Consider the following 13,942-nt stretch of genomic DNA (forward strand, 5'->3'; position numbering starts at 1 on the left):
ACTCGATAGTGTCGTCGCCAGGCGCAGGACGCTGACCCATGGGTGGATGGCCACTAGAAGCCTTCCGCTAGCCATGTCGGTGTTGCCAATCTCGCGGCGCCACTGGTCATAGGCTGCGGCCCACACCACCTGCTCGTTAAAGGAGGATCGCCCAACTCAGCCAAAACATCCCAAGCTGCTGCCGAGTTCCGGTACTCAATGCGAGCGAAACGCAACTTGCCGCCATCGACCGACGCACCGGGAGTGGTGGAGAGATCGAGCTGTGCTCCGGAGGGGATCTCGATTTCGAGTTCTCCGCGACCGGCTGTCTGTAGTTGGCGCGCAAGTTTTCCGGCAGTCACGGGCATTTGCGTTGTGATCATTGGGTCGGGGCGCGACGTCATTGCGATGAGATCTTATTAGGTTGCCGCAGTGAAACTGCTACGTGACTTCTCCACTCACCAAACCGATCATTGAAAGAAATACATCACTCATCGTTTGAGCTGGGCCCAAGGGCAGGAATCGGCTATTGAGCCGTCAGCTGACACGCACGAGCGAAAGCCAGCAATCGCTGCAATTCTGCCTCTGGCTACGGTGAGCCGACGGACTGCAATGAGCCTCTCGCGGCCTAGCTCCCCGACATCTGCTGCTTCTAGGAATTACGAGGCTTTGGCACCCAGAGCCGCAAAACAGTGGCCCAACTTCTCCCTCAGTTCCTGTTGGACGTCGGGGTTGGACAAGCCCGTCGTTCCATCGCATGCGACGAGGTTATGTAGACATGATTCAGGCCAACCCTCGATGTCGTCGTCGAGAGCTATCCACTGCCGGGGTTTTCGCCGCTGAACTGTTGGTGCCGATGCAATCTTGACCAGCTAAACCGCAAAGTGCCAATCCAATATTGACCAGGGTGTTCCACTGACCTGCTGAGAATTTCAGCAGGGGATTCAAGGTGATCACCATGGACATGATTGGCAAGGTCAGGCGCATGAGGCTGCGCGACCAACTCTCTCTCAGCGAGATCGCAAAGCGCACAGGCCTGTCGCGCAACACGGTCAAGAAGTGGCTCAAGGCGCCCGGCGATGTTGTGCCGAAGTACGAGCGGGTGAAGCTCGATGGCAAGCTAACTGCGTTCGAGCCGATCCTGCATCAAGCGCTCACGACCGACAGCCATCGCCCCAAGCAGGGACGGCGCAGCGGCCGAGCTTTGTTTGCTCAGATACAGGCCCAGGGCTATCGCGGCGGCTACAGCGCCGTCACCGACTACATCCGGCGCTGGCGGGTGGAGTCCGCAGCCAGTCCGGCCAAGGCGTTCGTTCCGATGAGCTTCGAGCTGGGCGAGGCCTTCCAGTTCGACTGGAGCGTCGAAGCCATGCTCGTCGGCGGTGTGTTCTACAACGTGCAAGTGGCGCACCTGAAGCTGTGCGCCAGCCGGGCCTTCTGGCTGGTGGCCTACCCCAGCCAGGGTCATGAGATGCTGTTCGACGCGCACACACGCTCGTTCCAGGCACTAGGTGGCGTCACCCGACGCGGCATCTACGACAACATGCGCACCGCTGTGGACAAGGTGCAGCGTGGCAAGCAGCGCACCGTCAACGCGCGCTTCGCAGCCATGTGCAGTCACTACCTGTTCGATGCCGACTTCTGCAACGTCGCCTCGGGATGGGAGAAGGGGGTGGTGGAGAAGAACGTGCAGGACAGCCGCAGGCGCATCTGGATCGAAGCCGCGACCCGTCGCTTCGGCTCGTTCATCGAACTCAATGCCTGGCTGAGCGAGCGATGTCGTTCGGTGTGGAGCGACACCACGCACCCGATCCATCGGCAGTTCACCGTGGCCGAGATGTGGGAGTTGGAGAAGCCTCACCTCATGTCCATGCCGGCCCCCTTCGACGGCTACGTCGAACGGTTGGCCCGGGTCAGCAGCACCTGCCTGGTGGCTGCCGCTCGCAACCGCTATTCCGTGCCGTGCGAGTGGGCCGGCCACATCGTCAGCACCCGCGTCTATCCCGAGCGAATCGATGTGGCGGCCGCGGACGCCGTCGTCGCGAGTCACGCCCGGCTGCCGGGCAGCGGCCAGACCAGCTACGATTGGCAGCACTACATCGACCTGGTGCAGCGCAAACCGGGCGCCTTGCGCAACGGCACGCCGTTCCTGGACCTGCCGGCGCCGTTGCTGCGTTTGCGCCAGTCGCTGCTCAGGCACCCTGGAGGAGACCGGGTCATGGCACAGGTGCTGGCCGTGGTGCCGCAGGCCGGGCTGGAAGCGGTGCTGGTGGCCATCGAGCTGGTACTCGAAGGCAGGACCCCCAGCGGCAGCATTAGCGTGGAACACGTGCGCAACGTGCTGGCCCGCTTGAACAACCCGGCCACGCCGGCGCAAGCGCAGACGTCCTTGCAACTCACCCAGGCGCCCAAGGCCGATACCGCGCGTTATGACCGGCTGCGCCCCACCCACCAGGATCATCTAGACGGGCAGGAGGTGGGCCATGCGTGAGACCTCCATCGATGTACAGGCCCAACTGAAGGCGCTGCGGCTCAACGGCATGGCCACGGCTTGGGCCGATCTGACGGAGCAAGGCGGCGATACGGCCTTGGCTGCATCACGCTGGCTGGTGGAGCACCTGCTGCAGGCTGAAGATGCTGATCGGGCGATGCGTTCCATCGCCCATCAGATGAAGGCGGCACGCTTCCCGATGCACCGCGACCTGGCTGGGTTCGACTTCACCGTCGCGCCGGTCGACCGCGCGTTGATCCAGAAACTGGCGGACCTCTCGTTCACGCAGGATGCGCAGAACGTGGTGCTGGTCGGCGGCCCAGGCACCGGCAAAACCCACCTGGCCACGGCGCTGGGAATTGCTGGGCTCACCCGGCACGCCAAGCGAGTGCGGTTCTACTCCACGGTCGATCTGGTCAATGCCCTGGAGCATGAGAAGAGCCAGGGCCGTGCCGGACGCATCGCCATGAGTCTGGTGCGCATGGACCTGGTCGTGCTCGACGAGTTAGGTTACCTGCCCTTCAGCCAGGCCGGTGGTGCCTTGTTGTTCCACCTGCTGTCCAAGCTGTACGAGCACACCAGCGTGATGATCACCACCAACCTGACGTTCGCGGAGTGGTCCACGGTGTTCGGCGATGACAAGATGACCACCGCGTTGCTGGATCGCTTGACCCATCACTGCCACATCATCGAGACCGGCAACGAGTCCTACCGCTTCCGCCACAGCACGCACGAAGCCAAGGGGCGCATCAAGGCTCGTGAGCAGACCAAGAAGGCAGTGGCCGCCCAGGTTAGCGAGACCGCGGAGGAAGGGGCCTCGCCTGACGGCTCGGCAATACCAACCACCAGTTCAAAAAAAGGAGGCCCTACCGAAGCATCCACCCTATAGTTATCCACAGCTGGTTTCTAATGGAACCAGCTTTAGCCCCTGGTCAATGTTCGACTGGCACTGCTGATCACGTTTGCACTGGCACTAACACCCATATCCAGAAGACGCTGTTTGATCGCATCGCCTACGAGGATGCTCAGGTCATCTACACGACTCACTCCACACACATCTCCGAAGTGAGCAACGTGAGCAACGTCAACATCCTAGGTCGACGCGGCGCATTCTGTGAGGCATACCAGCCGGCGACCGGACTGGATCCTGCTCAGGTGACAAGCATCCAGCGGTACCTGGACGCAGTGCGAAGCAACCTACTGTTCGCCAAGAGCGTAATTTTGGTGGAGGGTGACGCGGAAGAGATCCTGATCCCTGTGCTCGTGAAGAAGGTCCTGGGCTTGAGCGTGGACGAGTTGGGGATCAGTGTCATCAACATCCGCAGTACCGGCTTCAAAAACGTCGCGGTCCTGTTCCACGACATCCGGATCCGCAAGCGGTGCGCGATCGTCACTGACTTGGACACGATCTTCTTCGACACAACGCCGAATGCGGCGGATGGCGACGCCTTGGCCGCCAGGAAGCGCAAGGCGATTGGTTCGCAAGCGGCTGGGGCGCTGCGAAAAATTGATTTGGATGCATTTGCCGTGGGCAACGCCTGGGTTCAGAGCTTCTACGCCACACATACCTTTGAGGTGGATCTGCTCGGCTCGGGCAATCATGAAGCCATTGTGCGCACAGTAGACAAGGTCTACAAGGCGCCAGCGACGATCACGCAGGCAACCACCGATCTTCGCTCGGGCCTCATCGACCAAGGTGGCGGTCGGACCTTGACGATGGCCGAGCAAGAAGGCAAGGGGTGGTTTGCCATCTTGCTCGCGCAAACGCTGGATCATCAAGCCGTGGTGCCCGGCTACATCCGAGACGCGGTGCTGTTTGCGCATGGCCCGTTCTCGCGACCGCTGATCATGCGAATCCTCCGTCATCGAATGAATCGCATGTTGGCTATCGACCGAGCTGCGCGTCCGCGCTTGACGGCATTCAATGCTGAGGTGGAGCGTTTCGGGCGCTCGGAGATAGATCTGCCGACCCTTCGTGCCGCAGCTGCAACGGCGTTACCTGGCGACGTAGTCCATGCGTTCCTGGCGGAGATGGCTTGATGTTTGTCTGGGATGCCACGGAGCTCAATCCTGAGCAAGCGGCTGCAGTAGAAGAGCCGTCGAGCGTCTTCCTGGTCGCCTGTCCAGGCAGCGGAAAAACGCGTACCCTGACGTACAAGATCGCGTATGAGCTGTCCCGGCGCACGGATAAGCGCATCGTCGTGGCCATCACCTATACACACCGTGCCGCTGACGAGATTCAGGAGCGAATCGAAGCCCTCGGAGTCGATACCACCGCCCTGTGGATCGGAACCATTCATTCGTTCTGTCTCGAATGGATCATCAAGCCTTACGGGATCTATGTCCCGGAGCTGGCTCGTGGGTACACGGTCTTGGACCGACACGACCGCGAGAAGATGCTTGAGCGACTGTGCTCACAGTACCCCGGCGTGACTTTTTATGACTGCGACTATTACTTCGAAGAAGACGATTACCGGCTCGGGTGCGCCGACACCTGGAAGCATGACACGATCCACCAAGTGCTGGCGGGGTACTTTCGAGAGCTAATGGAAACGAGACGAATCGATTTCGAGTTGATCCTCTGGTACTCCCAGGTACTGATCCGAAGTCAGCCGCATATCGTGGCGCTGCTCTCCCAAGTGTTCTCATATGTCCTCGTCGATGAGTACCAGGATACGAAGCGGATCCAATACAACTTGGTGGGGGCCATCCTGCGGGCGGGTGCCGGTAGCACCAAGACGTTCATCGTAGGAGATCCCAATCAAGCGATTTACGGATCACTTGGCGGGTATGCCATTTCAGCGGCGGACTTTCGCGCGCTCACGGACATTCCAATTCGGGAGATGACGCTGCGTTTGAACTACCGCTCAAGTGCGAGGATCATCGGGCACTTCTCCAACTTTAATGTGCACGCTACCGACATTGAGGGAGCTGGCAAGATGGTTGGCTTTCCGAGCCAAGTCTCCTACAACCGCCTCGTTGCGCACGAAGATCTTCACGATGAGCTCGTCAGGCTCATCCAAAAGAGCTTGGCCGACGGACATGCACCCGAAGAGATATGCGTGCTGGCGCCGTGGTGGATCTTGCTGGCGTCTACCACCCGAAAACTTGTGGCACAGCTCCCCGACCAGCAGTTCGACGGTCCGGGATTGGTGCCGTTCAGCAATGATCCCGACAACTTTTGGTTCAAGCTCTCTAAGATCTTGCTGACGGAGTCGTCGCCCCAAATGCTCGTGCGACGCATGCGATGGGCCAGGGACGTCATTGCCGACCTCCGCGATTTCGGCGTCGACACGTCCAGGATCACGCAGCGTTCGCTGCTGCGGGAGTCCAACTCTCTCGCCATTGCCGAGACAGACGGCTTGGCGTATCTGGACCAGGCGTTCGCAGCGTTACTGGATCGCCTGCTGATCGAGCTGAATGCTTTCCCCGCGCTGGTGGAGCATCGCGAGGCATTCTTTGCGAGTTCCCAGGCGCGGCTGGAGAGGCTGCAGAACTCTGGTGCCAGCTACATCACCGATCTGTCGTTCTTCAAGAAGGTGTTCCGCGAACGGACCGGGATCACCGTGTCGACCATTCATGGGGTCAAGGGCGCCGAGTTTGACGTGGTCATCGCGTTCGGTCTTCTTCAGGGCATGGTGCCCCATTTCAGTGATTCCGACGGCGATGTCGCCGCCAGCAAGCTGCTGTATGTCCTGGCCTCGCGCGCTCGAAAGCACTTGCACCTCATCTCGGAGGCCGGTCGCTCACGCGGAAGATATGGGAGCTACCAGCCCACCGAGGTTTTGGCCCGCTGTGAATTCGTTTACAACGGATAGTGAGGGCGGCGCATCTACCGCAAGAGCGGGTTAGTCCTGTGTCCATTACCTGTAAAACCTAGCTTCGCGCAAGCGAGATGGTGGGCCCACAAGTAAGCTAACGGCTGCTATCGGGGAGGCGCCTTGGCGGTACGAGCGCCGCATCGGGTCGGGAGCTGCTGCACCGTCCTTATAAGAACCGTCGATCGTGTTCTGCCCACCTGTATCGAGCATCAAGTGGCAGGTCTCGGGAGTACACCGGTCATACAGCCTTCTAACCGCCGAATGACCGGTGAAGAGCGCCGTCGCCGCTTAGGTCACATCTATCGAGCGGCTCTCTTCAGCCTGAATCAGACATTCACGCTGTCTCAAGAGCAGACGCTGACCGAGCACAGTCCGAATACTGGCCCAGGAATTCCCGTCGCGGACTTATCTCGGGCCACTGAGCAGGGAAAATCGGAACGCTTCCCTCGTGGCCACGACGCCATGAGCGCCCAACAGGGGCCATGACACATGAGTTGTGGAGAGCATTCCATCAAACGGTGGAAGACTATTTGCGGTCCGTTACTCTGGCTGACTTGGTGGAGCGTCATCTCGCTACTGGATGTGCCGTGGAGGAACCACCTGGGGCGGCGCCAACACCAAAACGGCTTGCTCCGCCTAAACGGCAACTTCCGCGTGAGAATGCGCCAAACTCAGTTTTTGCGCTGGGTGCGGCCATACGCACGAGATCGTGACGCGGGTCCAAGGGGGATCTACACCGTACGGATTCCTCGGTGCCTCTGTACATGGCTGCAAGACCCCTGATACCAGGTGTTAGATGTGGGTTTCTGCGAGACAGGCAGCAGTCTGCGGCTATCATTGCGACGAATTTTCAATTGCCTGCTTCCAATTTCATGCGCCGACTGCTCGCAGTCATCCTGTTGAGCTCCTTCTTCTGCCAGGCCTTCGCAACGGCCCGCCAGACGGCTGCGTTCGACCACGAGGGCGAGTTCCAGGCGGTGCATGCTGAAATGCATCTGGAAGGCTCCGCCCACCACCATGATGAACACGGTGTGGCGCACCAAGACGATTCCCAGGAGTCCATCCAGCACATGCTGGCGGACGCAGGCCCTGGGACTGCAGCACTTCTCCACTTCCCGCAACTGTCGCTTCCTCTCGACCGCTCACCCGCACCGGCCGTGACCGCCGAATCCGTCAGCCCGTCCCCTCATCTGGACGGTTTACGACGACCTCCCCGACTGATTTCCTGATCCACCCTTAGCGCCGCGCTTTCCACACGAAAGCGGGGTTGTTCATCGGTGCGGTACTACTTTGATCAGGCGCTGATGCGTCAACGATCCTGGTTTGCCGCCTTTGATCGGTCAGGAATCACGTGCGTTTTGTTATTTCCGGGCTTGCGGTGCGTTGTGCCGCAGGCTGTGCTTTGAGCTGCGTCCTCGTTGGCGCTGCGGTTGCGCAGTCCAATACCGCCCCATCGCTTTCAGCCACGGCATCGCCCGCGGCTCCAACACTGGCACAAGCTACGGAGGCCGCATGGCAGCGTGCCACCCAGGCGAGAGAAGCCGAAGGTCAGACACAGCGGGCTGCTGCCGAACGGGCGGCTATCTCCAGTCTGTGGGCTGCGCCCCCCGCACTGGAGTTTTCCTACCGAGACGACCGCTGGCAAACGTCGGCAGGACGCAGGGAAGCCGAGGCCGGCCTGGCGTGGCCGCTGTGGTTGCCTGGGCAGCGCAATGCACGCGGCGCTGCTGTGGCCGCCGACGCAGAGCTGTCCCAAGCTGCCGTTCAAGCGGGGCGCCTGCATTTCGCGGGACTGGTGCGGGAAGCCGCCTGGGGCATTGCCGCGCAAAAGGCCGGGTCCGACCTGGCGGACGCCCAAGTGCGATCTTTGCACGAGATCTCCGACGACGTACGGCGCCGTGTCAAATCGGGTGATCTGGCCCACGCGGATGCGCTTGCCGCTCAATCCGAGGCTCTGGCTGCGCAATCTGCACAGTTGGCTGCACGCCAGCGCCTGAGCGCCAGCCAGTCGCAATGGATGACCCTGACGGGCATAGCCCTGGCGCCTGATCTCACGTCTGTCCCGGTTTCTGATGGTGCCGCAGTTTCACCAGGCGGGGCGCACTTCGCCGTTGAAACGCACCCGGATGCGCGTGTCGCTGCATTAACGGTTGAACGCGCACGCAAGCGGCTTGACGTGGTGGCCGCCACACGGCGCGACCCGCCTGAACTGCTACTGCGTATCCGGCAAGACATTCCTGGTAGGGGCGAGTCGGCGCAAAACAGCATCGGGGTCGGCCTGCGGATTCCCCTGGGCACAGCGAGCCGCAACCAACCACTGCAAGCTGCAGCACTGAGTGAGCTGGATGTGGCGCTGACCACGAAACAGCGAACCGAGGAGCGGCTGGCTGCTGATGCAGCGATGGCGCAGGCTGCGGTGCACACGGCCGAGCAGCAACTGGAGGCGGAGCGCCAGCGCTCGGCACTGCTGAGGGAGCGCGCCTCCCTCATTGACCGATCTTTCAAGGCTGGAGAAACCCCGTTGCCCGAGTTGTTGCGCGCGCTCGCCGCAGCTACCCAGGCAGACACCAGTTTCGCGCGCCAGCAAGTGGCACTGGGCCTGGCCCTCGCGCGCCTCCAGCAATCTCTCGGAATCCTTCCATGAATCTCTTGAATCTATTCCTCATCGGCTACCGCAGCATATTGCTGGGGGCAGGCTTTGCCGTGCTGGTGCTTTCAGGTACACCCAGCTATGCCGCGCCAGGCGCGCACGGCCCCAATGGTGAGCACCTGGACGCCCCCGCTCAAGCAGGGGCCAACAGCGGCTCCGTTCCCAGTTTTGAGGCCCGCTCGGAAGCCTTCGAGCTGGTGGGCCGGCTGCAGGGCGGAGAGTTGTCCATCCTGATCAACCGCTTTGCCACCAACGAGCCCGTGCTCAACGCCACGGTCGAGGTGGAGACGGGCAATCTCAAGGCGCCTGCCAAGTTCCATGCGGACATGGGGGACTACGCCATCGACGATGCCAACATGCTCAAGGCCCTGGCGGCGCCCGGTGACCACCCCATGGTGGTCACCGTACTGGCGGGCAATGACTCTGACCTGCTTGACGGCACCCTCACAGTCGCCGGTGCCGTGCTCGATGACCATGGTCACTCCCACGACGACGGTCACGCCCATGGGCCCTCCCGCACGGTGTGGCTGGCTCTGGCCCTGGCCGTCTTGGCAGCGGTCGGTTGGTTCTTTGGTCGCAGGCCCAAGGCTGCAGGCACATCTTCCAAAGGAGATGCGCTGTGAACTCATTGATCCAAAAAGCCAAGGCGACCCGCATGCTTCACGTTCTCGGCCTGACTGCCATCGCGTGCATCGCGGCGATGTTCCCACCTGTTGCCGTCGCAGCGCCAGGTGCCCATGGGCCGAACGGTGAGCATCTAGATGCCCCCACGGCGGTCAGCGCATCCGGTTTGATGCGGTTGCCAGACGGCAGTGTCAACGTTCCGATGCTCGCCCAACGGCGCCTGGGTATCCGCACACAGTTGACCCCTGAAACCCAGGCCGCCGCCACCATCGAGCTGTCAGGCCGTGTGGTCGTGGACCCCAATGCGAGTGGTCGTGTCCAGGCGATCCATGGGGGACGGATCGAAGCGGGACCACGCGGTCTGCCGGTCGCCGGCCAGACCGTGCGGCAAGGAGAGGTGCTGGCCTATGTGGCCCATCACGCCGAGCCTTATGCCCAGGCCAACCAGCAGGCCCAGCTGGCCGAGTTGCGCAGTGGCCGGGAACTGGCCGCACAGCGGGTGCAGCGGCTGCAGTCCCTTGAAGGCACGGTGCCGCGCAAGGAGATCGAGGCCGCACGTGCTGAGCTACAGAGCCTCACCGCGCGCGAGAAAAGCATTGGAGCGAGCCTGGCTGCCAGAGAGGCCTTGCTGGCTCCCGTCTCCGGCGTGATTGCCAGAGCCGACGCAACCAAAGGCCAGGTGGTTGAGGCCCGCGAAGTGTTGTTCGAGGTGATTGACCCTGCACGAGTGTTGGTGGAGGCCACTACGGCAGATCCTGGCTTGCCCGCACGCACGGGTACAGCCCACTTGCAGGGGGTGCTTGGCGTCAAGCTGCAGCTGATCGGCGCAGCGCGCAGCCTGCGTGATGGCGTCCTCCCGATGACTTTCAGGGCCGTCCCGGAGCAATCGGGCACAGCCTTGCCGCTGGCGGTCGGACAGCCCGTCACCGTCGTGGCCTCGCTGAACGAGCAGGTGAAGGGCTTCGTCCTGCCTGCGCAGGCCGTCGTGCGCAACAGTGCCAACGAGCCGGTGGTCTGGATCAAGTCCGGTGCAGAGCGCTACATTCCCCAGCCGGTGCAGTACCGGTCCCTGGACGCCGCCACGGTGGTCGTCACGCAGGGCCTGGGCGCTGACAACCGCGTGGTGGTGCAAGGTGCGCCGCTGATCGCACAGATCCGCTGAACGGAGCCCACGCAATGTTCAATTGGATCGTAAGGAACAGCCTTCACAACCGCCTGTTCGTCCTGGCGGTCGCGGCGCTGCTGATGGTCTACGGGGCCATCACCGCATGGCGCACGCCGGTCGATGTGTTTCCCGACCTCAACAAACCCCTGGTCACCGTCTTGACGGAAGCAGGAGGTATGGCACCCGAAGAAGTCGAGCAACTGGTGACCTTCCCTCTGGAGACCGCGCTCAACGGCATGCCGGGGGTCACGCGCGTGCGCTCCACGTCCGGCGTGGGCCTGTCCATCCTCTATGCCGAGTTCGATTGGGGGACGGACATCTACCGCAACCGCCAGCTCGTGGCGGAGCGCCTGGCACTGGTGCGGGAGCAACTCCCCGGAGGCATTACGCCCGTCATGGGACCGGTGTCTTCCATCATGGGCGAAGTCATGCTCATCGCACTGCCGTTGGCAGCAGGCGATGGTAAGGCCGCCGCAGCGACACCCATGCAGGCCCGTGAGTACGCGGACTTCGTGCTGCGCCCAAGACTTCTGTCGATTCCAGGGGTGTCTCAGGTCATCCCTATCGGCGGTGAAGTACGTCAGTTGCGGGTGGAGCCTGATACCGCGCGCATGGCGCAGTTCAGGGTGACATTGACGCAGATCGAGCAGGCCCTTCGAGGCTTTGCGGGGAATGCGGGAGGTGGCTTCATCGACCTCAACAGCCGTGAATTCCTCATCCGCCACATTGGCCGCACCAGCCGTGTCGAAGACCTGCAGGGCGTGGCCGTAGCCTGGAAGGACGGCCGAGCCATCTTGCTGGAACAGGTGGCCAATGTCCGGTTCGCTGCCGCCATGAAGCGCGGTGACGCCGGATACAGCGGCGTGCCTGCCGTCATCGTCAGTGTGCAAAAGCAGCCTGCGGCCGATACCGTCAAGCTCACCCACGCCATCGAAGCGGCGTTGGGGGACCTCAAACAAGGGCTGCCCGTGGGTTTGGCTGCTCCGAAGGTGTTGTTTCGCCAGGCGGACTTCATCGAGGCGTCTATCGGCAACGTGACCGAGGCTCTGCGCGATGGCGCCATCATGGTGGCCATCGTGTTGTTCGCCTTCCTGTTGTCCGCGCGAACCACTTTGATCTCGCTCGTGGCGATACCCTTGTCGCTGGCCGTGACAGCCATGGTGTTCCGGTTGATGGATCAGTCCATCAACGTGATGACCCTGGGCGGCCTGGCCATTGCCATTGGCGAACTGGTAGACGATGCGGTGGTGGACGTGGAGAACATCCTGCGCAGGCTGAAGCAAAACCGTGCCCAGGGCAATCCTCTGTCCATGCTGGAGGTCGTGCGCCGGGCGAGCGTGGAGGTCCGCTCGGGCATCGTCTACGCCACCGCCATCGTGGTGCTGGTGTTTGTGCCGCTGTTTGCGCTGCCGGGCATCGAAGGGCGCCTGTTCACGCCCCTGGGCATCGCCTACATCGTGTCAGTGCTGGCCTCGATGCTGGTCTCGATGACAGTAACGCCCGTGCTGTGCCTTTACCTGTTGCCGGGGATGAAACGGCTGGACCACGGTGACAGCACGTTGGTAGCCTGGCTCAAGCGGCGGGATGCGCAAGTGCTCAGCTGGTCGTTTTCTCGCGCCAAGGTGCTGATGGCTGTCGCTGCACTGGCGGTAGCTGCAGCAGCTGCAAGCGTCCCGTTTTTTCCACGCGCCTTTCTGCCTGCCTTCAATGAGGGTTCGCTGGTGCTGGGCATGGTGTTCAACCCAGGCACTGCGCTGGCGGAAGCCAATCGCATGGGCGCGTTGGCGGAGACGCTGATTGCTGAGGTCCCCGAGGTCACCCAGGTGGGGCGCCGGACGGGGCGGGCCGAGCTGGATGAACATGCCGAAGGCGTGCATTCGGCCGAGATTGATGTGGACCTGAAGCGGTCCGCCCGGGACCGCGAGGCCGTGATGGCAGACATCCGTGCCCGTTTGGCCGTCCTTCCAGCCCAGGTGGCCATTGGCCAGCCTATCTCCCACCGCCTGGATCACCTCTTGTCAGGGGTGCGGGCGCAGATCGCGCTCAAGATCTTCGGCGACGATACGGACACCTTGCGGGGCCTGGCCGAACAGATGCGCCAGGGACTCTCGGGCGTTCCAGGGCTGGTGGATCTGACCGTGGAAAAGCAGGTGCTGATCCCCCAGATCACGGTACGGCTGGACCACCGCAAGGCCGCGCAGGTTGGGCTGTCTCCTGGCGAGGCGGTGCGGGTGCTGCAGGCCCTGACGGATGGTGCCCATGGTGCGCAGATTGTGGACGGCCTGCGCCGCTATGAACTGGTGCTGCGCCTGCCCGATGACAAACGCAGTCCTCAGGATCTGGCTCGCACGCTGATCGACACGCCTGCGGGGCAGATACCGGTGTCTGCCATCGCCACGGTCCAGGAAACCGATGGCCCCAACCAGATTGGCCGAGAAAACGGTCGTCGGCGCATCGTCGTTTATGCCAACACGGACGGCTCCGACATGGGCCGAGTCATTGCAGACATTCGTGCGGTGATGGCAAAGACGCCATTGCCACCGGGGACCTTTCTGAGTCTGGAAGGCCAGTTCCAGGCCCAGGAGCAAGCGATGCAACTGATCGTCGGCTTGTCGCTGGTGTCTTTGGCAATGATCTTTCTCGTTTTGTATGTACGCTACAAGTCGGCGGTGTTGGCCGGGATCATCATGGCCAACATTCCGCTGGCGCTCATCGGCAGCGTGGCCGCGATGTGGCTGGCGGGGGTGAGCCTGTCCGTGGCCTCCATGGTGGGCTTCATCACGCTGGCGGGCATTGCCACACGCAACGGGATTTTGAAGGTCAGCCACTACATCAACCTGTGCAAGTTCGAGGGTGAGGTCTTCGGCCAACCCATGGTCGTGCGCGGCTCGCTGGAGCGGTTGACCCCGGTGTTGATGACGGCGCTGGTGGCTGCCTTTGCGCTGACCCCGCTGCTGCTGGCGGCCGATGCACCTGGTAAAGAAATCCTGCATCCGGTGGCGGTCGTGATTTTTGGTGGACTCGTCAGCTCGACCTTGCTGGACACGCTGCTGACGCCCGTGATGTTCTGGCTTTTCGGCGAAAGTGCCACCCGGCGCTTGATTGAGGGCAGCAGCGCGCAAGCCGAAAGCGAACCCATAGGCCAGGAGGCCTTCTGATCCCAGGCTCCAGCTTAATTCTCACCCACTTTTTGATAGGCCTTGGTGCGCTGC

11 protein-coding genes are annotated in these 13,942 nt (G+C 62.1%); 9 read left to right on the plus strand and 2 right to left on the minus strand.

The window, feature by feature from the left end; translation table 11 throughout:
* Nucleotides 1-638: 638 nt before the first annotated feature.
* Together C8C93_RS23885 and C8C93_RS25510 are read right to left on the minus strand one after the other, a co-directional pair.
* Nucleotides 639-842, minus strand: a complete 204-nt coding sequence (locus C8C93_RS23885; protein WP_370110899.1) for an HAD domain-containing protein — start codon at nucleotides 840-842, stop codon at nucleotides 639-641.
* Entirely contained in the window at nucleotides 763-939 is a 177-nt protein-coding gene (locus tag C8C93_RS25510; protein WP_233559554.1) for a hypothetical protein, read from the minus strand. Before C8C93_RS25510 ends, C8C93_RS23885 begins: the two co-directional genes overlap by 80 nt.
* Here C8C93_RS25510 and istA point away from each other — a divergent pair.
* From istA to C8C93_RS23930, 9 genes are all read left to right on the plus strand, one after another.
* A complete protein-coding gene (gene istA / locus C8C93_RS23890; RefSeq protein WP_108500128.1) occupies nucleotides 938-2,470 on the plus strand; it encodes an IS21 family transposase in 1,533 nt (510 codons plus the stop codon). The two genes, C8C93_RS25510 and istA, sit on opposite strands and share 2 nt — an antisense overlap.
* Nucleotides 2,463-3,359, plus strand: a complete 897-nt coding sequence (istB, locus tag C8C93_RS23895) for an IS21-like element helper ATPase IstB (RefSeq protein WP_121506336.1) — start codon at nucleotides 2,463-2,465, stop codon at nucleotides 3,357-3,359. The genes istA and istB overlap by 8 nt, the downstream gene beginning before the upstream one ends.
* 185 nt (nucleotides 3,360-3,544) lie before the next feature.
* Nucleotides 3,545-4,510 carry an ATP-dependent endonuclease gene (locus C8C93_RS23900; protein ID WP_199727067.1) on the plus strand — a complete coding sequence of 322 codons (966 nt, stop codon included), beginning with the start codon at nucleotides 3,545-3,547 and terminating at the stop codon, nucleotides 4,508-4,510.
* Complete coding sequence (locus C8C93_RS23905) at nucleotides 4,510-6,288, plus strand: UvrD-helicase domain-containing protein (protein ID WP_121508516.1); 1,779 nt, start codon at nucleotides 4,510-4,512, stop codon at nucleotides 6,286-6,288. The genes C8C93_RS23900 and C8C93_RS23905 overlap by 1 nt, the downstream gene beginning before the upstream one ends.
* A gap of 902 nt (nucleotides 6,289-7,190) precedes the next feature.
* Entirely contained in the window at nucleotides 7,191-7,520 is a 330-nt protein-coding gene (locus C8C93_RS23910; protein WP_233559555.1) for a hypothetical protein, read from the plus strand.
* A gap of 149 nt (nucleotides 7,521-7,669) precedes the next feature.
* The gene (locus C8C93_RS23915; protein ID WP_370110902.1) at nucleotides 7,670-8,935 is read left to right on the plus strand and encodes a TolC family protein; all 1,266 of its coding nucleotides are present in this window, start codon (nucleotides 7,670-7,672) and stop codon (nucleotides 8,933-8,935) included.
* The gene (locus C8C93_RS23920; protein ID WP_063459316.1) at nucleotides 8,932-9,564 is read left to right on the plus strand and encodes a hypothetical protein; all 633 of its coding nucleotides are present in this window, start codon (nucleotides 8,932-8,934) and stop codon (nucleotides 9,562-9,564) included. Before C8C93_RS23915 ends, C8C93_RS23920 begins: the two co-directional genes overlap by 4 nt.
* 32 nt (nucleotides 9,565-9,596) lie before the next feature.
* Nucleotides 9,597-10,727 carry an efflux RND transporter periplasmic adaptor subunit gene (locus tag C8C93_RS23925; RefSeq protein WP_121508963.1) on the plus strand — a complete coding sequence of 377 codons (1,131 nt, stop codon included), beginning with the start codon at nucleotides 9,597-9,599 and terminating at the stop codon, nucleotides 10,725-10,727.
* Between the two features lie 14 nt (nucleotides 10,728-10,741).
* Nucleotides 10,742-13,888, plus strand: coding sequence for an efflux RND transporter permease subunit (locus C8C93_RS23930; RefSeq protein WP_121508519.1), 3,147 nt, complete (start codon nucleotides 10,742-10,744; stop codon nucleotides 13,886-13,888).
* The last annotated feature ends 54 nt before the right edge of the window (nucleotides 13,889-13,942 follow it).

The sequence above is a fragment of the Acidovorax sp. 93 genome (assembly GCF_003633835.1).
GTDB classification, from domain to species: Bacteria; Pseudomonadota; Gammaproteobacteria; order Burkholderiales; family Burkholderiaceae_C; genus Acidovorax; species Acidovorax facilis.